The organism is Mesorhizobium sp. M0800, assembly GCF_040320095.1.
Taxonomy (GTDB): Bacteria; Pseudomonadota; Alphaproteobacteria; order Rhizobiales; family Rhizobiaceae; genus Mesorhizobium.
In genome coordinates, this window is the sequence record NZ_JAMYOZ010000005.1 from 267,967 (window position 1) to 294,169 (window position 26,203).

The following is a 26,203-nucleotide window of genomic DNA, read 5'->3' on the forward strand; positions in this document are numbered from 1 at the left end:
CTCAGTCTCCCTGTTGACCTTTTTCAGGTTCGGTTTTGATGAGAACAGAGGCATTGCGCCCCTTGCTCCCCTCGATCGCGGAAAGGGCCGGCCGCAGCTTGTGGCCGGTCCCTTCCAATATCTTCTCGGCTGCATCGGCGCTGGCGGCGCCGGCGGCGAGCAGAATAGCGGTCTTGACGAGGCCGCCGCTCCTTTCGAGCAGGCGCGCCGCCTCGTCCTTGTCGCGCCCGCTGACGGCGGCAACGATGCGTGCGGCGCGGTCGCGCAGCTTGATGTTGTCGGCCATGAGGTTGACCATGTAGCCGTCATGGACATGGCCGAGATGGATGGCGGCGAGCGTCGACAGCATGTTGAGCGCGATCTTCTGGGCGGTGCCTGCGCCCATGCGCGTTGAGCCGGCAATCAGCTCCGGCGGCGTTTCGAGCAGGATGGCGATGTCGGCCAGCCGCAACAGCGGCGCATCCCTGTTGTTGGCGATGGCAATGGTCGCCGCACCGCGGCGCCTGGCGTCCTCGATCGCCCTGACTGCATAAGGTGTCGAGCCGCTGGCCGAGACGGCGATCAGGCAGTCGCCCTTGCCGATGCGGGCGGCGGCAACTGCTGCCGAAGCTTCCTCGGTGTCGTCCTCCGGCCCGCCGGCCAGTGTCTTGAAGGCCTCGTCGCCGCCGGCGATCAGGATGGCGATGCGGTCGCGTTGGATGCCGAAAGTGCCCGGCAGCTCAAGCGCATCGGCCAGTGCCATCAGGCCCGAACTGCCGGCAGCCGCATAGGCGAGTTTGCCGCCGCTTTTCAGTCTGCTTGCGATGATTTCGGCTGCCGCAGCAATGGCAGGAATGGCGCCGTGCACGGCCTTGGCGGCCTCGATCTGTGCGTCGGCCAAAGAGGAAAGGACGGCTTCCGGGGCCTGGATATCCAGTCCCTCGGCATTCTGGTGAAGCGCTTCGGTGCGCGTTTCGGCCATCCGCTTTCCTCCAATCGAGAAAACCATACCAAAAAAATACCACTTGTCCACACGCATTAATGAAATCCTTGCGGCAGTGCAGGCTTGCGAACGAAATTGGCTGATTTTCCAACAAACTACGCCTTAACTTTTTTGAAACGGAAATTAATCCTTGGCTATTGGTATTTTATTGGTATTATCCGCCCGGAGGAGAAATCGCGTGAAATTCGTGCTCGGCATCGATGGCGGCGGCACCAGCTGCAGGGCGGCCCTTGCAACGGCCGACGGCAGCGTCCTCGGCCGCGCCAAAAGCGGTGCCGCCAACATCCGAACCGATCTCACCGGCGCCAGGACGAACATCGTCGACGCAGCGCAGCAGGCCTTTGTCGCCGCGGGCAGGGATCCCGCACTGATCCCGCAAACTCCGGCCGTTCTCGGTCTTGCCGGCGCCAATGTCGGCACCTACCGGCAGCAGCTCGAAGCGATCCTGCCGTTTCGCATCAGCCGTGTCGAGACCGACGCCGAGATCGCGCTGGAAGGCGCGGTTGGCTCAGGCGACGGCGCCATGGCCATACTCGGCACCGGCACCGCCTATATGGCACGCAAACAAGGCAAGTCGCGCGCCATCGGCGGCTGGGGGTTCCAGGTCGGCGACCAGGGCAGCGGCGCCCGTATCGGCCGCGACCTGCTCGAGCAGACGCTGCTCGCCTATGACGGCATCCGCCAGGGATCGCCACTGACGCAGGCCATGCTCGCCATTTTCCGCAACAATCCCGAGGATCTAGTCGAATTCACCACCAACGCCAAGCCCGGCGATTTCGGCGGCTTCGCGCCCAAGGTGTTCGAACATGCCGAAAAAGGCGACCTCGTCGCTATCTGGATCCTCGACAAGGCGGTCGCCGATGTCGAAGCAGCGCTTGGCGTGCTCGACCTGGGCGGCGACGATCCGCTCTGCCTGCTCGGCGGGTTGGCGCCGCTTTACGCGCCGCGCCTGTCGGCCCGCTACCGGGCGCTGCTGAAACCGCCGCTCGACGACGCGCTGGGCGGCGCGGTTCAGATGGCGGTTCGGATTTTCGCAAACACGGCGGAGGCAGCTCGATGAGTGAGGCCGCCGACCAGATATTCGCGGCGCTGAAACAATCGTCGCAGAGTGGCGCGCCGCTCTATCTGCAGCTCAGGAAGAGCATCGAGGATGCGGTCAAACGCGGGCTGATCGGACCTGGCGATGCGCTGCCTTCCGAGCGCGACATCGCTAGCAAGGCCGACATTTCGCGCGTCACCGTGCGCAAGGCGGTACAGGACCTGGTCAAGGGCGGCATCCTCGTCCAGCGCCATGGTTCCGGTACCTTCGTTGCGCCACGTATGGAGCGCGTCGAGCAGTCGCTGTCGATGCTGACCTCGTTTACCGAAGACATGGCGCGGCGCGGCATGGCGGTGCGTTCGGCTTGGCTCGACCGCGGCCTCTATCCGCCGTCGCCCGACGAGATGATGGTGCTCGGCCTGGCATCGAACGAATTGGTTGCGCGCGCGGCGCGCCTTCGTATCGCCAACGACACGCCGCTGGCGATCGAGCGCGCCTCGCTATCGACAAGCGTGCTGCCCGATCCGGCGGCGATTGGTTCGTCGCTCTACGCCGCGTTGGAAAAGACTGGCAACAGGCCGGTGCGGGCGGTGCAGCGCATTTCCGCCACCAATCTCGGCGATGGCGACGCACATCTGCTGGAAGTACCGCCGGGCATTGCCGGCCTGCACATCGAGCGTATCTCCTATCTGGCGAGCGGCAAGGTGATCGAGTTTACCCGCTCCATCTACAGGGGCGACGCCTATGATTTTGTCGCCGAACTCCGGCTGAGCGGGCCGGGCGAAGAGGGCCGGCCATGACCGCGACAATGACCCATATGCGGCGCGAGATCGAGGAGATCCCGGAGGCCACCGCCCGCCTGCTCGATGGCTCGGCCGCGGTGCTGACGGAAGCTGGACGCGGCATTCGCGAGCGCGATCCGAATTTCGTCGTCACCGTGGCGCGCGGCTCGTCCGACCATGCCGCAACCTTCATGAAATATGCCGTGGAGTTGACCGCCGGGCTGGCGGTTGCATCGGTCGGCCCGTCCATCGCCTCGATCTATGGCGCCAAGCTGAAGCTGGGCGGCTCGGCCTGCCTGGCGATCTCGCAGTCCGGCAAGAGCCCGGACATCGTTGCAATGGCGCAAGCGGCGAGGACCGGCGGTTCGCTGACCGTCGCCATCACCAACACCGCCGATTCGCCGCTGGCGCGGGCTTCGGACTACGCGATCGACATCCTGGCCGGACCGGAGCGCAGCGTCGCGGCGACGAAGACCTTCGTCAATTCAGCCGTCGCAGGACTCGCCTTGATGGCGCATTGCACCGGCGACGACAAACTCCTGGTGGCGCTCGCGCGCTTGCCGGAGCATTTTCGCAAGGCGATCGCCTGCGACTGGATGGCGCTGGCTGGGGCACTCGAGACGCCGAAATCGCTGTTCATTCTCGGCCGTGGTCCGTCGGCGGCGATCGCCAACGAGGCGGCGCTGAAATTCAAGGAAACCTGCGCCATGCATGCGGAAGCCTATAGTGCCGCCGAGGTCATGCACGGCCCGCTGGCGCTGGTCGGTCCCGGTTTCCCGGTGCTGGCTCTGGCTGCTCGCGATGCGTCCGAGCCATCGGTGGCCGATGCCGCCGACAGCCTGGCCGGCAAGGGCGCTGCCGTCTTTGTGACGTCGAACAAGGCAAAGAGCGCTCAGCGCCTGCCGCATGTCGCAACCGGTCATCCGCTGACCGACCCGCTGACGCTGATCGTGTCGTTCTATGGTTTCGTCGAGGCTTTTGCCCGCCATCGCGGCCTCGACCCCGACACGCCGCCCAATCTGCGCAAGGTAACGGAAACCCTATGAGCGACCGTTTTGCCCTGACTGGCGCCCGGATTTTCGATGGCGACGACTGGCACGACAATGCGGCGCTTGTCGTGCGCGACGGCCTCGTCGAGGCCATTGTTGCCGCCGGCGCCATTCCATCCAATGTTGCGCGTATCGAGACCGGCGGCGGCATGCTGGCGCCTGGCTTCGTCGATCTGCAGGTCAATGGCGGCGGCGGCGTCATGCTCAACGACCATCCCGATGTCGCCTCGATCGAGACCATCTGTCGGGCGCACGCACCCTTCGGCACGGCGGCGCTGTTGCCGACGCTGATCACCGACACGTCCGAGATCACCGCCGCGGCGGTTGCGGCCGGAGCCGAGGCGGCACGGAGGAAGGTGCCGGGGTTCCTGGGCCTGCACCTCGAAGGGCCGCATCTGTCGATCGCCCGCAAGGGCGCACATGACCCGGCTTTGATCCGGCCGATGCTAGACTCCGACCAGACGATGCTGATCGCCGCACGGAAAAACCTGCCCGTGCTGCTGACGACGGTGGCGCCCGAATCCGTCGAGCCCAGCCAGGTGTCGGCGCTTAGCAAGGCCGGCATTGTCGTCAGCATCGGCCATTCCGATACCGGCTATGCCACGGCTCGCGCCTTTGCCGAGGCCGGCGCAACGGTGGTCACCCATCTGTTCAATGCGATGAGCCAGATCGGCAATCGCGAGCCAGGGCTAGCGGGCGCCGCAATCGATACCGGCACATTCTATGCCGGGATCATCGCCGACGGTATCCATGTCGATCCGGCCACCATGGCCATCGCCTTGCGCGCCAAGCAGGGGCCGGGCAAGATCCTGCTCGTTACCGATGCCATGGCGACGATCGGCACCGACATGACCTCGTTCACGCTGAACGGCCGCACCATCCACCGCAAGGATGGCAGGCTGACACTTGCCGACGGCACGCTGGCGGGCGCGGATCTCGACATGATTTCCGCGGTGCGCTTCATGCACCGCGTCGTCGGCCTCGACCTCGACGAAGCCTTGCGCATGGCCTCCCTCTATCCGGCGCAGGCGGTCGGCCAGTCGCACCGGTTCGGGCGCTTCGCCAACGGTACCGCGGCCAACATCGTTTCGCTGTCGGACGATCTGGACATTAAAAGCGTCTGGATCGATGGTGCCAAGGTTTTTGCAGGCAGCCCTGCTCGTTAGGGTTAGCCGGCTTTGGACGTATAGAGGTCCTTGTAGGCTTCGCGCAGCAGGTTCTTCTGCACCTTGCCCATCGTGTTGCGCGGCAGTTCGTCGACGAAGATCACCCGTTTCGGATGCTTATACCTGGCGAGGCGCCCGGCGATGGCCTCGACGATCCCTGCGGCGCTGATGGTCGAGCCCGGCGCCCTCACCACGACAGCGGTGACGCCTTCGCCGAAATCCGGATGGGCAACGCCGATGACAGCGCTTTCGGCGACGCCAAGCAGCGCGTCGATCTCGCTCTCGACTTCCTTTGGATAGATATTGTAGCCGCCGGAAATGATCAGGTCCTTGCCGCGGCCGACGATGTGGACATAGCCGTCGGCATCGATCAGCCCGAGATCGCCGGTGATGAAGAAACCGTCGTCACGGAATTCGGCCCTTGTCTTTTCCGGCATGCGCCAGTAGCCGCAAAAGACGTTCGGGCCCTTGACCTCGATCATGCCGACCTCGCCCCGGGCAAGTGTTTCGCCGCCATCGGGATCGGCGATGCGCAGGGAGACGCCGGGCAAGGGGAAGCCAACCGTGCCGGCTCGCCGCTTTTCCTCGTATGGATTCGACGTGTTCATGTTGGTCTCGGTCATGCCGTAGCGCTCGAGGATAGCGTGGCCGGTGCGCTCTCGCCAGGCTCTGTGCGTCTCGGCCAAAAGCGGCGCCGAGCCGGAAATGAACAGGCGGATGTTTTTCGCCGCTTGCCGGTTCAAACCGTCCTGCTGCAGCAGGCGGACGTAGAATGTCGGCACGCCCATCAGCACGGTGGCGCGCGGCAGCAGCGAGACGATGCGGGCCGGGTCGAATTTGGTTTCGAACAGCATCGAGGCGCCGGCCATCAGGACGACATTGGTGGCGACGAAAAGGCCATGCGTGTGGAAAACCGGCAGCGCGTGAATCAGCACGTCTGCGGCAGTGAAGCGCCAGAGGTCGACCAGCACCCGCGCATTCGAGGCGAGGTTTTCGTGGCTGAGCATGGCGCCTTTCGAACGGCCGGTGGTGCCGGAGGTGTAGAGGATCGCAGCAAGGTCGTCCGGTCCGCGCGCCACGTCGTGGAAGTCCACGGCCGCCTCAGAGGCGCGATCGGTCAACGAACCCTCGCCCTTGCTGCCGAGTGTCGCGACCGCAGCGCCCGAGGCCTGCGCCAAAGCGCCGATCTCGGTCACTCGCGCCGGGTCGCAGACGATCAGTCGCGGCTCGGCATCCCTGAAGAAATAGTCGAGCTCGGTCAGCGTATAGGCGGTGTTGAGCGGCAGGAAGATCGCGCCGGCACGCAGACAGGCGAGATAGAGGAAAATGGCCTCCGGGCTCTTCTCGACCTGAACGGCGACGCGGTCGCCGGCTTCGACGCCCAGCTGCGACACCACATGTGCCAGTTGAGCGGAGCGCGCCAGCATTTCGCCATAGCTGATCGAGCGCCCGTCCTCTGCCTCCATCAAAAGGCGTCCGGGCGTGGGCATCCGGGCACGGAAAGCATCGAACAGATGGTTGCCCATAAGTCCCCCCGAGCGGCTGTCTCCGGCCGAACGGCGGCGGTCAGCCGGCCGCCTTGTCCGCCGCCGCCCTGATTGCCTCGATATTTGCCCGGTAGGCCTCGACGCTGCCGCCCTTGAAGATGGCCGCACCGGCGACCAGCACGCTGGCGCCGGCGGCGGTGACCAGGGGCGCAGTTTCCGGCGAAATGCCGCCGTCGATCTCGATCCGGATCGGCCTGTCACCGATAAGCGCCTTCACCCGCTTCACCTTGTCTACGATCGCCGGAATGAAGGCCTGGCCGCCGAAGCCCGGATTGACCGTCATGATCAGGATAAGATCGAGCCGGTCGAGCACGTATTCGATCATCGTCTCCGGTGTCGCCGGGTTGAGCGACACACCGGCCTTCTTGCCAAGGTTTTTGATCGTCTGCAGCGAGCGGTCGAGATGCGGCCCGGCTTCGGCGTGCACCGTGATGCCGTCGCACCCGGCCTCGGCGAAGGCGGTCAGATAGGGGTCGGCGGGGGCGATCATCAGATGGCAGTCGAAGAAGGCCTTGGTGCGGTTGCGGATCGCCTTGATCACCGGCGGCCCGAAGGTGATGTTGGGGACGAAATGCCCGTCCATGACGTCGAGATGGATCCAGTCGGCGCCGGCGGCCGCCACCGCCTCGACCTCGTCGCCGAGCTTCGAGAAATCGGAAGCCAGCACCGATGGCGCGATCAGGGTTTTTTGAGCCATGTCCGCTTCCCGTTGTTGAGCCCCATCGGCGTAATCATCTCGGCGCCGCTTGTCGACAGGAATCCGGCGTCAATACCGCATCCGCGCAGAAGGTGCGAGCCACTTCTCTCCTGTGCAGACCTTTCCTCCAGTGCAAGGACTTTCCAGGGCAAGGCGTTGGATTTCAGTTCGGATGAAGCCGCGGCCTGGCCGTCCGTGGCAGGAAGAGCTTGCCGTTGCCTGGTTTCACCTTCTGCAGATCGGGCTTCTTCAGCGGCGGCTTGGGCACACAATGTCCACGCACCAGTTTTTCGGTTGCACGGCAGGCGGTGACGATCACCGGGTTCTTCACGCATGCCTTGCCGACCAAATGATAGCCGCGCTTGCAGTCGATAACGACCGGCGGCTTGCGCACGCATCTTCCGTCGATGCGCAGCTCATTGCGGTTGCACCTGTCGGCGATCACCGGATTCCTTACGCATTTCAGGCTGACCTGATGGTAGCCGGGCAGGCAGTGGATGCTGATGCCAATGCACTTGCCATTGACGAGCTTTTCGGTGCTGCGGCACGCGCCCACGAGCGGCCTGTCGATGCATTTGCCGTGGATCAGCTTCTGGCTTGGCAGACATTTACGGCCGGGATCGACGACGACCGGAGGCAGCTTGGGCTGATCGGAATCCGGACGGGTGGTCGAGACGAGATCGTCGGCCTTCGGATCGAAGGTGCGCTTTATGCAGGTGAAATCCTCCGTATCCGTATCGACGGTCGCGATTGAACCGTTCTGCTTGATTTCCTGCAGGGTACACTGGATCGAGCGCGTCCTGACGATGCTGAGATCGTGCGCGGCGCTCGCCTTGAACACACCGCCATTGTTGAAGGCCGCAGTCGTGCCGGTAAAGAAGGCACCATTCGAGCAACTGATGCGGTAGTGAAACGCGCCCGGCGCATCGCGCTCGACTTCGAACGTCACCTGACCCTTGCGCGGGCAGAGTTTCTTGAGGCCGGCGCTGTCGGACACGGTGACCTCGCCCTGCCAGTCCGAATGAACCGGCGGGTTGACGGGGTTGTCCTGCGGTGAATCGGCGAAGCCGCCGCCGCCGGCACTCGTACAATGGACGGTGATGTCCTTCCAGCCGTCGAAGGGCTCGAACGGGCCGTTGCCGACAATCTCGGTCTTGTATTGGAAATAGGCGGTGGCGCCGACATCCTCCCATTTTTCATAAAGCGCGAAATAGCCGTTCTTCGCTGCATCGTACGAAGCCCATGCCTGCTGCACCTCGGAGGTGATCGGCCCACCGTCCTTCTGGCGCCAGATGCGCATCGTAACCGGCCCGGCCTGGTTGGCTTGCGCCCGGCTGGTGACCTTGAGCGAAGGGCAAACAGTGCCAGGCGTGGAGCCTGGCTGATTGGACTGGTATGTCGTCAAGAACAGCTTGACGTCATTCACGTCGAACTCGCCGAAATCGGTGGCGATGTCCTGGACCTTTGGTTTGACGACCGCATCGCAGACGATTTGAACGTCGAACGAGCCATGCTCGGCATAGTGCGATCCGTACAGCGGATGCGGCCAGCTGCCGCCCTGTGCCTCGGAGACCGCATTGTCCATGTCGAGAGCGGTGTCGGTGGCTGCCGAGAAACTGGCGTGGAATGTGTGCGTGAATGAATAGGATTTGGTCGGGCCGTCGGCCTGGAGGTGCTGGTTGCACTTGGCGATGATCTCATCGCCATCGGGTACGACGGCGATGCCGGTATTCGACGACAGCGGGATGATGGAGGGATCAAAGGAGAAATTTTCCTGGTGGTCGTAGTCGCGGCTAAGCGGTGAAGCACTCCAGATCGGCGGGAACGCCTGGCACTGGCCTGGTCCGCAGACACCAAGCGATACGGCGACATCCTGCACATAACCCGGCCACCAGAGATCGAGCTTCATGTGGCCCCAGAACTGGACGTTGCCGCTTTTCAGCGTGTCCCATTTCTGCTTGTCGCTCGAGCCGACATGGATTGTCGTGTTGGCGCTTTCCGTATGGAATGACATCGATTTTATGTTCGCCTGCTTGGCGAAGGCGGGCGTGCCTGCAAGCGAGGCTGCGATCAATGCAGTGGTCGCCACAGTTCGGAAAAGACGTTTGGCTGAAGGCATTTCTCTCTCCTGATGGGTTGATGGGGTCCTTCAGGAGTTTGTCGCTGCTGACTGCCGTAAGGTTCATGCAAGCCGCCGAAATACGGCGCCGCCAAAGAAAGAACCCGCCGGATCGCTCCGGCGGGTTTTGGGTGACGCGAACCATCACCGTTTGAAGTTCGGTGCGCGATCCTATTGCTCGAGCTGCGGCTTACGCCTTGGCACGACCTGCTGAAGAACCTTTGGATTCAGCAGCAGGTTCGGTTTGCGGATCGGCTGGCACTGGCCATTGATCGGCCGCGCGCCCGGTGCGCATTCCAACCGTGGTTTGCGGCAGGCGCCGTCGCGCAGCTCTGTCCCACGCGGGCAGACGCAAACGCCACGCTTGTTGTGGATCTGACCAGGTATCGGGCACTCCACCACAACAGGCTTCTTGCGCCTGCAGGCATTGCCTTGCACTTCCGTGCCCCTCGGGCAGACGCAATCGCCGTTGGCGTCGTGGATCTGGCCGCGGATGGTGCACTGCTCCGGCTTCGGCTGGATTGGCCGGCAGGCACTACCCCTGACTTCCATGCCCCTCGGGCAGACGCAATCGCCAGCGGCATTGTGGATCTGACCACGAATGGTGCACTGCTCGGGCGTTGGCTGGATTGGCCGGCAGGCATTGCCTCTGACTTCGGTGCCCCGCGGGCAGACGCAATCGCCGGCAGCGTCGTGGATCTGGCCACGAATGGTGCACTGCTCGGGACTTGGCTGGATTGGCCGGCAGGCATTGCCTCTGACTTCGGTGCCCCGCGGGCAGACGCAATCGCCGGCAGCGTCGTGGATCTGGCCACGGATGGTGCACTGCTCGGGCTTCGGCTCTTTCCCCACGCAAGCGCCGTTCTCCAGTTCGGTTCCGTGCGGGCAGACGCAGCGTCCGTCTTCGGTACGGATCTGGCCTTTGAGCAGAACGCAAGGTTTTGGCTTCGGCACGATGACCGTGCCGCCGCCGGACGAGCATTGGCCGTTGCGGAAGGTCGTGCCGGGCGGGCAGACGCAGTTGCCGGCGTCATTCATGACGAAGCCTGCCGAGCATTCCTTCTTCTTCTCATTCCTGATGGTGAAGGGATGACAGGCATAGGCCTTGCCGCGATCGCCCTGCACGTTGGCCGCACCGCGGGACAACACGTCGCCACCGCCTTGCACCGGCGTGTCGGGAGAGAGCACGCCGACGCAGTTCTGGCCGTTGACAGTGCCCTGCAGATTTGCCAGGCGACCGTCGTCGGGAAGCACCACGGTCACGTTGTGAACGTGGCTTTCCCCCGAGCCGATCGTCAAATTGGCAATGCAGGAGGCAGGCAAGATTGCCGGCTCCGGCGAGCAGCCGAATGGCGGATCGATCGAGGTGATCGCAACGCCTTCCAGCCGGCCGAGGCCTTCGACGCCGATCGCATCGCCGACGCGAACCGGACCGGAGAAGGCGCTCGCGCCATCGTTCGTGATGGTGATCTCGAACGAGCAGGGCTGGCCGGGCTTGCACTCGGCATCACCGGTCTTCTCGACGCGGATGGTCGAGGCGCCGCCGCCCTTGGCGCAGGCCTGGCCGATCGGATAGACGATGTCGTCTCCCGGAGCCGGGCCGTAGGAGCCGCGTGCGCAGTTCTCGAATTCGCGGTTCGCGGCAACCGTCACGTCGAAATGGCGGCTGGTTCCAGGCGTCATGACGGCGCCGGGAATCTGGCACGACAGCACATTGGCCGGAACCGGTCCGCAAGTCCATTCCGCGCCGTCTGGGGTGACGGTCTGGATCTGGACCGGCGCTCCGCCGGCTATCAGCGTCGCGGCATCGTTGACCCGTACCGGACCGGTCGGGGCAGTGGTGCCGAGGCTGATGACGGTAATGCGGCAGGAAACGACCGCAGTACCGGCCAGCGAACCATTGCACACCTTGGTGATGCGCAGGGCCGGCTGGCCGCCATTCGGATGACGGATGCGTTCCTTGGCGCAGGCCCTGTTGTTGGTGATGTCGTTCTCACCGGGAATAGCCTTCACCTCGGCGCAGTTCTCGACACTGTCGGGCCGGTAGTTGGCCGGCATCACCGCCCTGACGAAGATCGGCGTCGAGGCGCCAGGCAACAGCACGATGCCGGCATTGTCGCAGCGGAACTTGCCGGGGCCGTTCGGTCCGCATGTCCATGGCGGCGTCGGGCCGAAGGTCGAGGATGCCGGCGCGCCGCCCGGATAGGTATCGACGACCGTCAGCGGCCCATTATAGGGGACGCTGCCATTGTTGATTATGTCGACCACGAAGGTGCAGACGCCATCGGCCGAACAGAATTCGGTGCGGGCGCGCTTCTTCAGGATCAGGTCGACCTTCTTCTCCACCGGCGGCCGGCAGTCGCGGTCACGATCGCCACGCCGGCAGACCGGGATCGAAGCACAGCCGCGATCGTCTTGCTGGCTGCCGAAAAGCGGCTTGCCGCTGGCGCCGTAATTGTAAGTGGCGCAGTTGCGCAAGACGCTGCCTCGCCAGCCTGCGGCCGGCTTGAAGCCGAGCTTGAGGTCGACAGAGGCACCCGGATTGAGCGTGGTCACCGGATGAGTGCAAATCATCGGGGTGGTTCCAGGCGCGCAGACCCAAGGCGGGTTCGGCCCTGAATCGAGGGTGGAGCCGGCCGGCAGGGTGACTTCGTCGAGCACGATCTTGCCGTGGTAGGGTGCATCGCCGACATTGGTGACCCTGATGGTGAAGTCGCAGCCGCCGCCCATCGTGCAACGTTGCACGTCGGCGCGCTTTTCGACTTTCAGATCCGGTTCCTTGTCCTTCGGTGGGCAGCGCTGATCACGCGGGATGACGATATCGATGGTCTGCGTACAGCACAGGCCCCAGCCCTCCCTCGGGCCGGCATAGGTTTCGATACCGGTGACGATGATGTGGATGACGTCGCCGGGTGAAGCGCCGACGATCTTCCAATTGAGCACACCGCCGCCGGCCGGCACCAATTGCGTGTCGGGAATGATGGTGATGCCGGGTGTCGTCGTCGAAAGCTGCACCCATTTGCCAGCCATCTCTGGGCCGACCGGCATGTGGTAGATGAAGGCGCCGCCGCCGGGCACGCAATCGACCGTGCCGCGCTCCACCTTGAAGCATTCCTTGCCGGGAGGTGGAGGCGGCGGGTTGCACCTGGTGACGTCGATCTTGATCGAGGTCTTTGCACCCCTGAGGTAATTGCCGTCGTCCGGTTTGCCCGGGTCCTGCGACGGGATTTCGATGCCGGCGCCGCGTTCGCGGCTCACCTTGACCACGCCCTGGTTGTGAACGATCGTCGGCGACGGAAACGCCGCATTGTCGATCTTGGCGGTGATCTGGAACGTGATGACGCGCTCGTTCGCAGCGTCGATGCCGTCGAGATCGCTGGCGGAAATCCGGAAATCGGACACCGTCGCCGTATCGTCCGGGCCAGCCGAACTGCTGATCGCAGCGCCGGGCAGCGGTCCGCCGGACGCATCGGTGCCGTCGCCGGTCACATGTACGCCGACGATGCGCAGGCCGTGCGGGAGCTGGTCCCTGAAATCGAGCCTGACCTTTTTCAGCATGGCCGCGAGGCCCGGGCTGGCAAAACCCTGCGGATTGCCGCGCAAGCCAAAGCTCAGCGAATATACGACATAGTCGCAGCCTCTCTGGGTGCCTTTCTTGGTGAAGAAGGGCACGATCCGGCCCGGCTCCGGATTGACGATGCGAGGATTGTCGAAATCGAGCCTGGGATCTGGAACGGCAGTGTAGATGCCCGCATCGACAGGCTTGGTCTTGGCCGGAGCAAGATCTTCAGCGAACCCTTGCAGCGGACTCAGCATGGCGACCGCGATACCGGCCGCCATCAGCCAGCGCACGCCGCGCCTGGCGAGTGACAGGGGTTTCATGATGGTCTCCATGACGAATGATTGTTTGCCGGTTGATTGGCTGCTTGTCGCAGGCGGGAAAAATGCGAGATTGCTCATCTTCCCCTCCTCACGGTTCGCATCTGACGGCTGGGGTTCTGAGCGGCAAGGTCATCTTGCAGCAAGGGTAGTAGCCACCCTTGTCGCTATCGGACTGCCTGTAGAAGCAGAGCCCGACATCGACCGTATCGCCAGGGTAATGGCCGGTGATGCCGATCGTGTATGGCGCGCCGGGCGCATGCGACAGAGGTGAAGTCACCCCAACGCCAGGCGTCCTGGACAGAGCCTTGATCGAATCGCCGCCAAAGCCGGCATGGTCATGGAGATAGAGATCGGCCTCGAGGCCGGAGGGCGTGCAGAAATACCTGACATCCTCGACATCGAGGCAAGGAGGCAGATTGCCGGGGGGCGGAAAGTCCGGCGGATAGAACGGTGGCAGATAGCCGCCCGGCACCTGCTCGTAATAGCCGGCACGGCCTTCGCAGGGGCGCCAGACCTCGACGTCGCCGACATGGCCTTCAACTTCCGGGTCTTCGAAATAATTGTCGAAGTCGACGAACCACGAGCCGAAAGGCGGCATGTTGGCCGGCTTGACCAGTGCCGTCGGCGTGATTTGCACGCCGTGCACGGCGAGCGGCCCGCCGGCTGCGAGTTGTTCGGCAAGCTCCGGGTTGTCGCGCAACTTGTCGCCGGTATCGACCAGCGTGTCGGTGCAGACGCCGGTATCGAGATTGCCTTCGGCATCGTAGCCATATTGCAGGTCGAGGCCGCCGGCCGACTGTCGGTTGTCTTGCGGGAAGCCGACCGCATATTCCTGCGGCACTTCCACCCAGGCCGATTCCGTCGCCGGATCGTCCGGATTTTCGCGCCAGTAGCGGATGACCTCACCCTTGCCGGAATCGGCGAACTGGCTGTAGTCGTAGCGGTTCTCCACCGGGCCGCGCTGGGCCAGGTACATGAAGCCCTCGTTGTCGAAGGCGATGTCGGTGACCGCGTAATCCTTGTCGGCCTTGACCGTCAGTTCCCAGCGCGGGTCGCCGGCGAAACTGCCGTCGCCGGCAACGCCCACCGACCAGATCTCCGCCTTATCACCGACCGAATAATAGAGCCGGCCGCCACGATAGGCGACCGACCAGACGCGGCGCTCGTCCTGCGTGTAGCCCCAGCTGTCGGGGTCCTCGCTGTCGAAGGCAGCACCCTGGATGTCAATCACCGAGCCGTCGTCGGCAAGGGCGGCAAGCCCGTGCGCCGGGCGGCCGGCTATGCCGTGGTCGAACGTGTCGAGCAGCGCGCCATTGGCGTCGATGCGGTGGATGAGGCCGGTGTCGAGATCGCTGGCGAAGAACTGGCGGTGGATATTGTCGAAAGTGACGTCGCCGATGCCGGGACCGCTATTGGCGTCGATATCGGCGAATTTCGAGACGGCGCCGGTGATGCCGTCGATCTTCCAGATCGTTCCGGGGCCGCCGCCGTTTTCGGTGCCGAACTGGCCGTCCATGAAGACCGCGTCAGCCGTGCCGCGGCGCTGCCGCTCCGGCCGGCCGTCGGCGTCGCCGTCTGGCGTGACGATGCGGATGCCGTGCAGCGACGTGGCGCCGGCATAGAGGTTTGGAATGGCCGATGGAACGCCGTCGCGCACGCCGTCGTCGTAGGTGATGCCGAACACCTGGCCGATTTGCCCGGCCGTGACCTCGAACGGTGGCGGGGTGAAGACCAATTGGCCAGACGCCGGCCCGCCCAGCCTTGAGACGTCGAAGATGCGCAAGGTCGCGCGCGCCGTGTCGATGAAGGTTTCGTCGACGGGATCGACGCCCGGCGGCAGGCCTTCCTCGAAATTGGGAATGATGGTGCCGGAGAATCCGGTCACTGCCATCGAGCCGGGATAGATGATCTGGGTTTCCTGAGCCTGGGCCGAGCCACCGAGCCAGAGCCCAGCGGCGAGCGCCAAGATCGACAATCCGCTGGCAGCCTGGATGGCGCGGCGCAAACGGCCGGCACGAGAGCGCACGAATGCGCCGTGGTCGCAAGACATGGATCTCCCCCCACAGGTCATGGGAGAAACATCCGGTCTCGGCGCGCAAATCAGGGCAAGGCGCGGCGTTCCGGCACGTTCATCCCTGATCGAATTGTCTGCTTTCCTCAACGTCACGATACGCCTGCGTCCGCGCAGGGTCAACGGAACCAGCGGAAAGCCCAGCGCATCGACCCGGTCCCGAAGGCGACTGTCGCGCTGAGCTCCTGCTGTTCCCGGAGACCATGGAGCCTCTGGATCTATGGTCATGGGGCTTTCCTTTCCGGGGCCGCACCACGCGGCACCTGAGCGTCAGTCGCGAGGTGAGGCGGAAAGGTTCATGGGCCGGGCCGGGCCGGGCTGGATCACCGCCGGAAAATACGGGCGTGCCGGTCCCGAATCCGATCAACCGCGATGAATGGTGAACGCCTTGCGCAGAATGCTTGCGCGCCACGCAGCCTGTTCTTATATACGCGGCAAGCCGTCCAGCGCCGAATGCCGGTTGCCGGAGCGGAATTTCTTGTGAACAGGGGCTTTCGTCGGAACGCCTGTACGGGTCCTGAGAGCCTGCTTAGCGGAGAGATTAGAGAAATGGCAAAAGTAATCGGTATCGATCTGGGAACAACCAATTCCTGTGTCGCCATCATGGACGGCAAGGAATCCAAGGTCATCGAGAATGCGGAAGGCGCGCGCACGACCCCTTCCATCGTCGCCATCAACAGCGACGGCGAGCGCCTCGTCGGCCAGCCGGCCAAGCGCCAGGCGGTTACCAATCCTGAGAACACCATTTTCGCGGTCAAGCGCCTGATCGGCCGCCGCTACGACGATCCTGTGACGGAGAAGGACAAGAAGCTTGTCCCCTACAAGATCGTCAAGGGCGACAATGGCGACGCCTGGGTCGAGGCCGGCGGCAAGAAGCAGTCGCCTAGCCAGATCTCGGCGATGATCCTGCAGAAGATGAAGGAAACGGCGGAGGCCTATCTCGGCGAGAAGGTCGAGAAGGCGGTCATCACCGTTCCGGCCTATTTCAATGACGCCCAGCGCCAGGCGACCAAGGATGCCGGCAAGATCGCCGGCCTCGAAGTGCTGCGCATCATCAACGAGCCAACGGCGGCCGCGCTTGCCTATGGACTGGACAAGAAGGAAGGCAAGACGATTGCCGTCTATGACCTTGGCGGCGGCACGTTCGATATTTCGGTGCTCGAAATCGGCGACGGCGTGTTCGAGGTGAAGTCGACCAATGGCGACACCTTCCTCGGCGGCGAGGATTTCGACATGCGTCTGGTCGAATATCTGGCGGCCGAGTTCAAGAAGGAACAGGGCATCGACCTGCGGAACGACAAGCTCGCCCTTCAGCGCCTCAAGGAAGCGGCTGAAAAGGCCAAGATCGAGCTGTCGTCCACCACGCAGACCGAGATCAACCTGCCCTTCATCACCGCCGATGCCACCGGCCCCAAGCACCTGACGCTGAAGCTGACGCGGGCGAAGTTCGAGAGCCTGGTCGAGGATCTCGTCCAGCGCACGATCGATCCTTGCAAGGCGGCGCTCAAGGATGCCGGCCTGAAGGCCGGCGAAATCGACGAAGTCGTCCTGGTCGGCGGCATGACCCGTATGCCCAAGATCCAGGAGATCGTGAAGCAGTTCTTCGGCAAGGAGCCGCACAAGGGCGTCAACCCGGATGAGGTCGTCGCGTTGGGCGCCGCTATCCAGGCCGGCGTGCTGCAGGGCGACGTCAAGGACGTGCTGCTGCTCGACGTGACGCCGTTGTCGCTCGGCATCGAGACGCTGGGCGGCGTGTTCACGCGGCTGATCGAACGCAACACGACGATTCCGACAAAGAAGAGCCAGGTGTTCTCCACGGCCGAGGATTCGCAGTCGGCGGTGACCATCCGCGTCTTCCAGGGCGAGCGTGAAATGGCCGCCGACAACAAGGCGCTCGGCCAGTTCGATCTGGTCGGCATCCCGCCTGCGCCGCGCGGCGTGCCGCAGATCGAGGTCACCTTCGACATCGACGCCAACGGCATCGTCAACGTCTCGGCCAAGGACAAGGGCACCGGCAAGGAGCACCAGATCCGCATCCAGGCGTCCGGCGGCCTTTCGGACGCCGACATCGAGAAGATGGTCAAGGACGCCGAGGCCAATGCCGAAGCCGACAAGAAGCGGCGCGCGCTGGTCGAGGCCCGCAACCAGGCCGAGGCGCTGGTGCATTCCTCGGAGAAATCTCTGAAGGAATACGGCGAGAAGGTTTCCGAGGCCGACCGCACGGCGATTGCCGATGCGATCGCGGCGCTGAAGACCGCTGCCGAAGGCGACGATGTGACCGAGATCGAGGCCAAGACGCAGACGCTCGCCGAAGTCTCGATGAAGCTCGGCCAGGCCATGTACGAGGCTTCGCAGAAGGAAGCCGCCGAGGCCGACGCCAAGGCTGATGCCGCCAAGGACAGTGACGTCGTCGATGCCGACTTCGAGGAAATCGACGAAGACGACGAGAAGAAGAAGTCGGCCTGAACCGCCTGACGGTACAGGTAAGGGAAAAAGCCCGGCGCACAGCCGGGCTTTTTTGCAACCCTTTGCCGGAAAAACGCTGAGCTGCCCGAAAAAATGCGGACAAAGCCTCGTAGACACTGGCATCGCGGCTCCATCACACCTAAATCGGAACAGCGTGCCGGCAAACGACGCAACGATGCTTCAAGACGTTGACTATCCGGACTGCGGGAAAACATGAAAGCTGATTTTTACGAAACGCTAGGCGTGCAAAAGGGCGCCGACGAGAAGGAGCTCAAGAGCGCTTTTCGCAAGCTCGCCATGCAGTTCCATCCCGACCGCAACCCAGGCGACCATGCCTGCGAGCACAAGTTCAAGGAAATCAACGAAGCCTACGAAACACTGAAGGACCCGCAGAAGCGCGCCGCCTATGATCGCTTCGGCCACGCCGCCTTCGAGCACGGCGGTATGAATGGCGGGGCGCAAGGCTTTGGCGCCGGCGGCTTCGCCGACATTTTCGAGGACATTTTCGGCGACATGATGGGCGGGCGTCAGCGCCGCTCGTCCGGCGGCCGCGAGCGCGGCGCCGACCTGCGCTACAATATGGAAATTACGCTGGAAGAGGCATTTTCCGGCAAGACCGCGCAGATTCGGGTGCCAGCCTCGATTTCCTGCTCGGAATGCTCGGGCAGCGGCGCCAAGCCTGGCACCCAGCCCGTCACCTGCTCGATGTGCAACGGCCACGGCAAGGTGCGCGCCACCCAAGGCTTCTTCTCGATCGAGCGCACCTGCCCGCAATGCCAGGGGCGCGGCCAGACCATCAAGGATCCGTGCCCGAAATGCGCCGGCCAGGGCCGTGTCACCGAGGAGCGCTCGCTGTCGGTAAACATCCCTGCCGGCATCGAGGATGGCACCCGCATCCGGCTGGCCAATGAGGGCGAGGCCGGCCTGCGCGGCGGCCCGTCGGGCGATCTCTACATCTTCCTCGCGGTCAAGCCGCACGAATTCTTCCAGCGCGACGGGGCCGATCTTTATTGCAAGGTGCCGATCTCGATGACGACGGCAGCGCTTGGCGGCTCGTTCGAGGTGACGACACTGGACGGTACCCAGACGAAGGTGAAGGTGCCGGAAGGCACCCAGAACGGTCGCCAGTTCCGCCTCAAGGGCAAGGGCATGCCTGTGCTGCGCCAGCCCAATATCGGCGACCTCTACATCCAGACCGTGGTTGAGACGCCGCAGAACCTTTCGCGCCGTCAGCGCGAATTGCTGGAGGAATTCGAGCAGCTTTCCTCAAAGGACAATTCGCCTCAGTCGAGCGGATTTTTCGCCCGCATGAAAGACTTTTTCGAAACGTTCGGCGAGCACTGAAGCTGATCCCTGGAAAACGCTTCCCGAGCGTCATCAACACCTTATCCGGGGATTCGCCTTGTCTTGCACCTCGTAACTGCTAAGTAGCATGCGAGGGAGCGTTGAGGAGGACTTTCGATGACGCGTAGTCCCGGACTGCGAAAGACGCTGGCGGAAAAGTTCGACGACGAGCTGAAGTTCTTCAAGGGCTGGATCGACAAGCCGAAGGCGGTCGGTTCGATCGTCCCGACCAGTTCCATCACCGCAGGCAAGATGGCCTCGATCGTCGATCCGACATCCGGCCTGCCGGTGCTCGAGGTCGGGCCCGGTACAGGCGTCATCACACGCGCCATCCTCGCCCAGGGCATAAAGCCTGAGAATCTCTACGCGGTCGAATATTCCACTGATTTCGTGCGCCATCTGCGCCAGCTTTATCCAGGCGTCAACGTCATCGAGGGCGACGCCTTCAATCTCGACGCGACACTTGGCGACAAGCGCGACCTGATCTTCGATTCTGTGATATCGGGCGTGCCGCTGCTCAATTTCCCTGTCGCCCAGCGCATCGCCTATGTCGAGAGCCTGCTCGACCGTATCCCGGCGGGCCGGCCGATCGTGCAGCTGACTTACGGGCCGCTGTCGCCGATCCCGCCGGGCCGCGGCGACTATACGGTCGAGCATTTCCATTTCGTCATCCGCAACATTCCGCCGACGCAGCTTTGGATCTACCGACGCGGGGCCGCATGAATTGAAGCGTTGGGTTTGAATAGCACTTGTCTTATACCCATTGGGTGACAAGGCAGACCCATGGCTGTGATCCCGAAAATTCTCGTCGTCGCCGGTTCGGTGCGCAGCGGCGCCTATAGCGGCAGGACCGCCGACGTGGCACAGAAGGAACTTGCCATGCAGGGCGCCGAGGTGACCCGCATCTCGCTCGCCGACTATCCGTTGCCGATCCTCGATCAGGATTTGGAAAAGGAAGAAGGCATTCCCGACAATGCTTTCAAGCTCGGCCGGATGATCGCCGCCCATGACGGGCTGCTGATCGCGACGCCCGAATATAACGGCTCCATTCCGCCGCTGCTCAAGAACAGCATCGACTGGGTGAGCCAGCTGCGCAAGGATGGCGGCCGGACGTTCAGGCCGCTTGCCGGCAAGGTCGCCGCCCTCTGCTCGTCTTCCAACGGACCCTTCGGCGGGATACGCTGCATCAACCATCTGCGCGCCGTGCTGGTGCGCTGCCGGATGGAGGTGGTGACACCGGAGTGTTCGGTGCCGGAGGGCGGCTACGCCTTCGACGACGAGGGCAACTTCCGGGACGAGAGACTACGCCAATCGATGGAGCACCTATGCCGAACGCTGATCGAAACCTCGCGCATGCTGTCGACGCGGATCGAGGCATGATCCCGGACGCCGCGCATGCCGACACGATGCAGGAAAGGCTGATCGTCGGCCTCGACCTGCCGACGCTGAAGGAAGCCGAGAAAGCGGTGCGCGAGCTCGACGGGATCGTCTCCTTCTACAAGATCGGTTACCAGCTCGCCTTTGCCGGCGGGCTCGACTTCGCCCGCGAGCTGGCCAGCGGCGGCACCAGGATCTTTCTCGACATGAAGCTGCTCGACATCGACAACACGGTGGCCAAGGGCGTCGAAAACATCGCCAGGATGGGCATGAGCATGCTGACCATCCACGCCTATCCGAAGACGATGAAGGCGGCGGTCGAGGCCGCGAGGGGCAGCGACCTTTGCCTGCTCGGGGTTACCGTGCTGACCTCGATGGACGAGCAGGACGTGATCGACGCCGGCTATGAGTATGATCCGCATACACTGGTGCTGAGGCGCTCCGAGCAGGCGCTGCATGCCGGCATGGGCGGCATCGTCTGCTCGGCCGAGGAAGCCGAGGCGGTGCGCCGCATCGTCGGCCCCGACCTGGCCGTGGTGACGCCGGGAATCCGGCCGAAGGGCAGCGACCATGGCGACCAGAAACGGGTGGTGACGCCGGCGCAGGCGATCCGCAATGGCTCCAGCCATCTCGTCATCGGCCGGCCGATCGTCGGCGCGGCCGACAGGCGGGCGGCGGCGGAAGCGATCCTCGATGAAATGCGCTCGGCCTGACGCCAGGAATTAACCCGGAGAAAAGCCATGCCCAAGGGATACTGGATCGCTCGCGTCGACGTGCGCGATGCGGAAGGCTACAAGGACTATGTCGCAGCTGCCAAACCGGCCTTCGACCGCTTCGGCGCCAAGTTCCTGGCGCGCGGCGGCGCGCATGAGAAGGCCGAGGGGCCGGGCCGCGACCGCAACGTGATCATCGAGTTTCCGTCGCTTGCGGCGGCGCATGACTGCTACCACTCGCCCGAATACCAGCGCGCCGTCGCGATCCGCCAGAATGTGGCCGAGGGCGAAATCGTGCTGGTCGAGGGGATTTAGGCGAGAAGCCGGTTCGCCGCTGCCTCCGCCATCGCATCGGCGAGGCTCAAGCCCCATTGCTGGCGACAGTAATCGCGGAAATCGAAGCAGGGCAGGCCGGGGCAGACCTCGAACTCGATGAGGTGGACGCTGTCGTCGGCTTCGACCCGGAAATCGATGGAAAACACATCCCGCAGGCCAAGCCCGACCATCAGGCGTTCGGCGATGCGACGGATTCTTGCATCGGCTTCAGGCTGGCTGCCGGCGACCGGCAGCAGCACCGGCTCGGTATATTTTCCCGCAGCTTTCGCCGCTGCGCCGGTATCGCCGTAAAGCGCCAGGCTGTCCTGCATGGTCTGGAAATCGCCGCCTGAATCGACAAAGGTGATGCCCAGCGCCTCGACGCCGGTATCCGGCTTCAATCCGAGAAAACTGGCGCGCACATTGCGTCCGGCGACATAGGGCTGGACGATGACATCGTCGCGATAGGCGGCGAAGACGCGCCGGCTAAGCTCCAGCGCATGGCCGAGATCGTGGCAGCGCGAATCCGGCCAGATGCCGATCTTGGCGCCGAGCCGGTTCGGCTTGACGAACCAGCCGGCGGGCGAAGCCGGCGGCGCGACCAGCCAGGCGCCGTCACGGGCAAGGCCCGCCTGCGGCACCGGCAAGCCGAACGCGCCGAGCACGGCGCCGGACCGGAACTTGTCCTGACAGAGCGCGAACAGCGCATCGTCGGCGCCGATCGCCTTCAGGCCGTTCAGCCGTGCCAGAGCCGGTGCCGCGCCGCCGCGGAAATAGGCGATGCCGTCGGTCAGCGTCCAGACTAGCGTGGTCTTCGGATCCTCGCCGGCGAGAACGCTTGCGGCATCGTCGAGCGCCACCGGCGCAAACGACAGGCCGCGCTTCTGGCAAGCGGCGGCAAGTGCGTCGAATTCAGCAGCGAAGTCGGTCGATTGCGCCAGATAGGAGGCGATTTCGGCGGCACGCTCCGGCACGTGGTTGCCGGCGACCAGCCGATCGAAGCAGGCCTTTTCCGGCTCGTAGACAAGGATCAGCTTCGGCTTGCGGCTTGACATGATCGAAACGATTTCCCGGCAGCACGATTGCTAGAGCAATTCCAGGAAAAGTGTGAAACGGTTTCCGTCCGGAATTGCGTCAAAACAAAGAGATAGAGCGGTTCAGCGTTCCCGCGAAACGATGAACCGTTCTAGCATCGCACGGCGAATGCATTCGGCTTTCGCGGAACCGACGTCAGCCGGACGCCTGCACGACAGCAACGGCGCCATCTTCCTGTTTGACCATGATCTTTCCGAAAACCGGTTCCCACTTTTCGGGATCATGGTCAGCCAATCAGCACACGCGGCTCGAAGCGACCATTGACTGGAATGTCGAGCATAAATGTCATGCCGGCTTGCGGGTCGAGCAGGCGCTGCTTCTCGCTCTTGCCCGACCAGGCGGAGGTGACCGCCAGCCGGTCGGCATTCCTGCCGACGAAAGCCGGACAGGAAGGCTGCGTCGCCGGCATCGCCACCGAACGGACGAGCTTGCCGTCGGGTCCATAGGCTTCGACGACGCTGCCGCCCCAGCAGGCGTTCCACAATATGCCGTCACGGTCGAGCACCGAACCATCGATATAGCCCTTGGCCGAACGGTGGTCGACGAAGACCTTCGGTTCGCCAACCGGCAGTCCGGTCGCCGGATCGCAGCCGACGCGCATCAACAGGCCGGTGCTGGTGTCGGTGTAATAGGCAATGGTCCCATCCTCGGAAAAGCAGATCGAGTTGGGCACAGTAATGTCGGCATAAAGCCGGCGCAGCTCGCCCTTGAAGAACCAGTAGATCGAACCGGCACCCTTCTCCTCGCCCTTGCCCATTGTGCCGACCCACAGCGCGCCGCAAGGGTGAACGCGTGAATCGTTCGAGCGGGTGACCGCATTGTCGGCCTCGATCGGCGTATGCAACGTCAGCTTGCCGGTCGCGACGTCGCGGACATGCAGGCCGGTCTCGGTGGCGATCAACTGGCGCCGGTCGTCGACGATGGCGACGGCGCTGGCCATCTGGCCGAGCTCGTGGACCTTGACTGCACCGCCGGACAGGAGCTTTTCCAGGAGCTGGCCATTGACGATGTCGAACCAGTAGAGCGTGTCGGTGGCAGGGTCATAGCTTGGTCCCTCCCCGAGTTGGCAGACATGGTCGGAAAAAACCGAAACAATGGTCTCGCTCATCATGCCACTCCAAACGCCGCGTCCCAGGCCTGAACTGCGGCTTTCGCTCGCGCTGCCACTTCGTCGACGCTCATGCCCGGCTTGAACAGGCTGGAGCCAAGACCGAAGATGCTGACGCCGGCTGCCTTGTAGCCGGCAAAATCCTTATCCGAAACGCCGCCGACCGCGCCGACCAGCACACTGGCCGGCAGCACCGCGCGCATCGCCGAAATGCCTGCCGCGCCAAGCACGCTCGCCGGGAAGAATTTCAGTGCCGAGGCGCCGAGCCGGATTGCTTGAAATGCCTCGGTCGGCGTGAACACGCCGGGCATCGTCACCATGCCGTAGTGCATGGCACGGCCCATGACCTCGGCATCGATATTGGGGCTGACCAGCAGCCGCCCGCCGGCCTTGTGCAGGCCGTCGACATCGGCGGCGCTGAGCACCGTGCCGGCACCGACCAAGGCTGTTGGAGGAAGCGCTCCGACAATGCTGGCGATGGAGGCGTAAGGATCGGGCGAGTTGAGCGGCACCTCGATCGCTTCGATACCGGCGCCGAAGATCGCCTGGCCGATCGCCACCGCCTCGCTTGGCTTGAGGCCACGCAGGATGGCGACCAGACCCCGCTCGAGCTTTGGAAAAGGTGCGGTCTCTGTCATGCGGCAACTCCATTTCCGGCGATCATGCCATTTTCGCGCGCGGCTTCGGCAAGACCGGCACGCACCGCCTCGTCAGCGTCGACCACCCTGACCGCGAGCCCGGCAAGGCCGAGCGCGTCGGCATAGAGCGTGCCAAGTGCGCCCGACGCGATCAGCACGACGGGCACGGCACTCGCCCCATAACGGCGATTTGCCGAAGCGATCTCGCCGCCGATCAGCAGGCCGGACAGGCACGCGGCGGCATCCTCGGGCTTCAGATCCTGCAGCAGGCTGGCGGCGCGGATCGAGAACAGTCTTGAACCGATGTCACCGCCTTCGGCCAACGCCTTCAGGCACCACTCCCGGAAAAATGGATTTTCGGCGGCAACCGGCTTCGGCGGCTCGCCCAGCGAATGGCGCAGGATCGAGTGCGCGGCCAGCACCGAAAACAGCTCGCCGGTCGGCCAGGTGCCGAAACCGGCAACGGCACCGTCCTCGACCAGCAACCATTTCGAATGCGTGCCGGGCATGCAGACGAGGTGGCGCCCTTTTGCCGGCAAACCGGCGCCGGCGAGCTGCGTTTCCTCGCCGCGCATGACGTCCGGGGCGTCGGCCAGACGCTGGGCAAGGCCGGGCACGATGCGGATGTCGCGGCGCTGGCCGGGGATGCGGGCAGCGCCGGCGAGAATAGCGCCGATCGGCGCCGGCACGCTGACATAGGGCGCCTCCAGCCAGCCCTGGCGCGAACCGGCCATGCCGCAAATGATGACCGGCAGCGCCTCGGCTGCGCCCAGGGCAGCCAGATGCCCTTCGAGAATGGACGAAAATCCTTTAGCCTGGGCGGTGATCAGCCCGTCATCGCCGCGCCGCTCGGCGAGAACCTTGCCGGCGCCGTCGAGCAGCCAGACCCTCATACGGGTGGTGCCCCAGTCGACGGCCGCGACGGAAGCTGCCTTGCTCGATGAGATCACAGGAACCCCCCATCGACGATCAGCATCTGCGCGGTCAGCATGCGTGAGGCATCCGACGCCAGGAACAGCACAGTGCCGACAATGTCTTCCGGCTGCATCACCTCTTTGATGCACTGTTTGGCGACATGAGCGGCGAGCGCTTCTTCGGTGACCCAGAGCTTTCTCTGCCGCTCGGTGATCACCCAGCCGGGCGCGATCGCGTTGACGCGGATGCCGTCGATGCCGAGCTTGCCGGCAAGACCCTTGGTGAGGCCGACGATGCCGGCCTTGGCGGCGGTATAGGCCGGCATATCGGGATGGTTGATGAGAAACGAGGTTGAGGTGAAGTTGATGATCGATCCGCCGCCGGCCCGCTTCATGCCCGGCGCCACCGCCTGTGCGCTGAAGAAATGCGGGCGCAGGTTGATGGCATGATTGTTGTCCCAGAACTCCACCGTGACGTCTTCCACGGCATGACGGTCATCCTGCGCGGCATTGTTGACCAGCACGGTCACGTCGCCATGCGCCTCTGCAGCTTTGCCCGCCGACAGCCGCAACGCCTCGATGTCGCGTATGTCGGTCTTGAGATAGAGCGGCCGCCGGCCCAGCTCCTTCTCTAACCGATCGGCCAGCGCCAGGCTCGGACGGTCGGCAATATCGATGAAGGCGACGTTTGCCCCCTGGCGGACAAAGCCTTCTGTCAAGGCAGCGCCAATGCCGGAGCCGCCGCCGGTGATCAGCACCGAAGCGCCTTCGAGGTCGGCAAAGCGTGCCGATGGCATCATGAAATTCTCTCCCGGTCCAATGATCTCGGTCGGCCGGCGCGCATCCTATCCAGCCATGTCGGGCGGGCAAGGGCGAAAGAGTGGATTGTCAGGACTTAT

At 64.0% G+C, this 26,203-nt stretch carries 21 protein-coding genes; 10 read left to right on the forward strand and 11 right to left on the reverse strand.

What is annotated here, in order from left to right:
• Window position 1: 1 nt before the first annotated feature.
• Window positions 2–961, reverse strand: a complete 960-nt coding sequence (locus tag NKI18_RS09765; RefSeq protein ID WP_352617879.1) for an N-acetylmuramic acid 6-phosphate etherase — start codon at window positions 959–961, stop codon at window positions 2–4.
• Window positions 962–1,160: 199 nt separating this feature from the next.
• On the opposite strand from NKI18_RS09765, the gene NKI18_RS09770 reads away from it, so the two are divergent.
• From NKI18_RS09770 to nagA, 4 genes are read left to right on the forward strand one after another with little or no spacing between them, the layout of a single operon-like run.
• Window positions 1,161–2,042, forward strand: coding sequence for a glucosamine kinase nucleotide-binding domain-containing protein (locus tag NKI18_RS09770; protein ID WP_352617882.1), 882 nt, complete (start codon window positions 1,161–1,163; stop codon window positions 2,040–2,042).
• On the forward strand, window positions 2,039–2,821 hold the full coding sequence (locus tag NKI18_RS09775; protein WP_352617885.1) for a GntR family transcriptional regulator: 783 nt from the start codon (window positions 2,039–2,041) through the stop codon (window positions 2,819–2,821). The genes NKI18_RS09770 and NKI18_RS09775 overlap by 4 nt, the downstream gene beginning before the upstream one ends.
• Window positions 2,818–3,849, forward strand: coding sequence for an SIS domain-containing protein (locus NKI18_RS09780; RefSeq protein WP_352617889.1), 1,032 nt, complete (start codon window positions 2,818–2,820; stop codon window positions 3,847–3,849). The genes NKI18_RS09775 and NKI18_RS09780 overlap by 4 nt, the downstream gene beginning before the upstream one ends.
• The gene (nagA, locus tag NKI18_RS09785; RefSeq protein WP_352617892.1) at window positions 3,846–5,018 is read left to right on the forward strand and encodes an N-acetylglucosamine-6-phosphate deacetylase; all 1,173 of its coding nucleotides are present in this window, start codon (window positions 3,846–3,848) and stop codon (window positions 5,016–5,018) included. The genes NKI18_RS09780 and nagA overlap by 4 nt, the downstream gene beginning before the upstream one ends.
• Before the next feature lie 2 nt (window positions 5,019–5,020).
• Here nagA and NKI18_RS09790 read toward each other — a convergent pair whose 3' ends face one another.
• The 5 genes from NKI18_RS09790 to NKI18_RS09810 all read right to left on the reverse strand — a co-directional run bounded on the left by NKI18_RS09790 (window position 5,021) and on the right by NKI18_RS09810 (window position 15,313).
• The gene (locus tag NKI18_RS09790) at window positions 5,021–6,544 is read right to left on the reverse strand and encodes a malonate--CoA ligase (protein WP_352617895.1); all 1,524 of its coding nucleotides are present in this window, start codon (window positions 6,542–6,544) and stop codon (window positions 5,021–5,023) included.
• Window positions 6,545–6,584: 40 nt separating this feature from the next.
• Window positions 6,585–7,262: a ribulose-phosphate 3-epimerase gene (gene rpe, locus NKI18_RS09795; RefSeq protein WP_352588897.1), complete on the reverse strand. Its 678-nt coding sequence runs from the start codon at window positions 7,260–7,262 to the stop codon at window positions 6,585–6,587.
• A gap of 163 nt (window positions 7,263–7,425) precedes the next feature.
• Complete coding sequence (locus NKI18_RS09800) at window positions 7,426–9,381, reverse strand: hypothetical protein (protein WP_352617898.1); 1,956 nt, start codon at window positions 9,379–9,381, stop codon at window positions 7,426–7,428.
• A 171-nt stretch (window positions 9,382–9,552) separates the two neighbouring features.
• A complete protein-coding gene (locus NKI18_RS09805; RefSeq protein ID WP_353019514.1) occupies window positions 9,553–13,341 on the reverse strand; it encodes a DUF7929 domain-containing protein in 3,789 nt (1,262 codons plus the stop codon).
• A gap of 10 nt (window positions 13,342–13,351) precedes the next feature.
• The gene (locus NKI18_RS09810) at window positions 13,352–15,313 is read right to left on the reverse strand and encodes a hypothetical protein (RefSeq protein WP_352617904.1); all 1,962 of its coding nucleotides are present in this window, start codon (window positions 15,311–15,313) and stop codon (window positions 13,352–13,354) included.
• A gap of 570 nt (window positions 15,314–15,883) precedes the next feature.
• Between NKI18_RS09810 and dnaK the strand changes: the two genes are divergently transcribed.
• From dnaK to NKI18_RS09840, 6 genes are all read left to right on the forward strand, one after another.
• Window positions 15,884–17,800: a molecular chaperone DnaK gene (dnaK, locus tag NKI18_RS09815; RefSeq protein WP_023679851.1), complete on the forward strand. Its 1,917-nt coding sequence runs from the start codon at window positions 15,884–15,886 to the stop codon at window positions 17,798–17,800.
• Window positions 17,801–18,013: 213 nt separating this feature from the next.
• On the forward strand, window positions 18,014–19,144 hold the full coding sequence (gene dnaJ, locus NKI18_RS09820) for a molecular chaperone DnaJ (RefSeq protein WP_023679852.1): 1,131 nt from the start codon (window positions 18,014–18,016) through the stop codon (window positions 19,142–19,144).
• A 117-nt stretch (window positions 19,145–19,261) separates the two neighbouring features.
• Window positions 19,262–19,867 carry a phospholipid N-methyltransferase PmtA gene (gene pmtA / locus NKI18_RS09825; protein WP_023679853.1) on the forward strand — a complete coding sequence of 202 codons (606 nt, stop codon included), beginning with the start codon at window positions 19,262–19,264 and terminating at the stop codon, window positions 19,865–19,867.
• A 60-nt stretch (window positions 19,868–19,927) separates the two neighbouring features.
• On the forward strand, window positions 19,928–20,524 hold the full coding sequence (locus tag NKI18_RS09830; protein ID WP_352617908.1) for an NADPH-dependent FMN reductase: 597 nt from the start codon (window positions 19,928–19,930) through the stop codon (window positions 20,522–20,524).
• Window positions 20,521–21,234, forward strand: a complete 714-nt coding sequence (gene pyrF / locus NKI18_RS09835; RefSeq protein ID WP_352472808.1) for an orotidine-5'-phosphate decarboxylase — start codon at window positions 20,521–20,523, stop codon at window positions 21,232–21,234. The genes NKI18_RS09830 and pyrF overlap by 4 nt, the downstream gene beginning before the upstream one ends.
• A 27-nt stretch (window positions 21,235–21,261) precedes the next feature.
• On the forward strand, window positions 21,262–21,549 hold the full coding sequence (locus NKI18_RS09840) for a DUF1330 domain-containing protein (RefSeq protein WP_352617911.1): 288 nt from the start codon (window positions 21,262–21,264) through the stop codon (window positions 21,547–21,549).
• Here NKI18_RS09840 and NKI18_RS09845 read toward each other — a convergent pair.
• From NKI18_RS09845 to NKI18_RS09865, 5 genes are all read right to left on the reverse strand, one after another.
• A complete protein-coding gene (locus tag NKI18_RS09845; protein ID WP_352617914.1) occupies window positions 21,546–22,604 on the reverse strand; it encodes a D-alanine--D-alanine ligase family protein in 1,059 nt (352 codons plus the stop codon). The genes NKI18_RS09840 and NKI18_RS09845 overlap by 4 nt on opposite strands.
• 266 nt (window positions 22,605–22,870) lie before the next feature.
• Window positions 22,871–23,752 (reverse strand): SMP-30/gluconolactonase/LRE family protein, encoded by an 882-nt coding sequence (locus NKI18_RS09850; protein WP_352571546.1) that lies wholly within the window; start codon window positions 23,750–23,752, stop codon window positions 22,871–22,873.
• A complete protein-coding gene (locus NKI18_RS09855) occupies window positions 23,752–24,390 on the reverse strand; it encodes a 2-dehydro-3-deoxy-6-phosphogalactonate aldolase (RefSeq protein WP_352617917.1) in 639 nt (212 codons plus the stop codon). The genes NKI18_RS09850 and NKI18_RS09855 overlap by 1 nt, the downstream gene beginning before the upstream one ends.
• The gene (locus NKI18_RS09860) at window positions 24,387–25,337 is read right to left on the reverse strand and encodes a 2-dehydro-3-deoxygalactonokinase (protein WP_502900681.1); all 951 of its coding nucleotides are present in this window, start codon (window positions 25,335–25,337) and stop codon (window positions 24,387–24,389) included. Before NKI18_RS09860 ends, NKI18_RS09855 begins: the two co-directional genes overlap by 4 nt.
• Window positions 25,337–26,104, reverse strand: coding sequence for an SDR family NAD(P)-dependent oxidoreductase (locus NKI18_RS09865; protein ID WP_352571548.1), 768 nt, complete (start codon window positions 26,102–26,104; stop codon window positions 25,337–25,339). The genes NKI18_RS09860 and NKI18_RS09865 overlap by 1 nt, the downstream gene beginning before the upstream one ends.
• Window positions 26,105–26,203 lie beyond the last annotated feature (99 nt).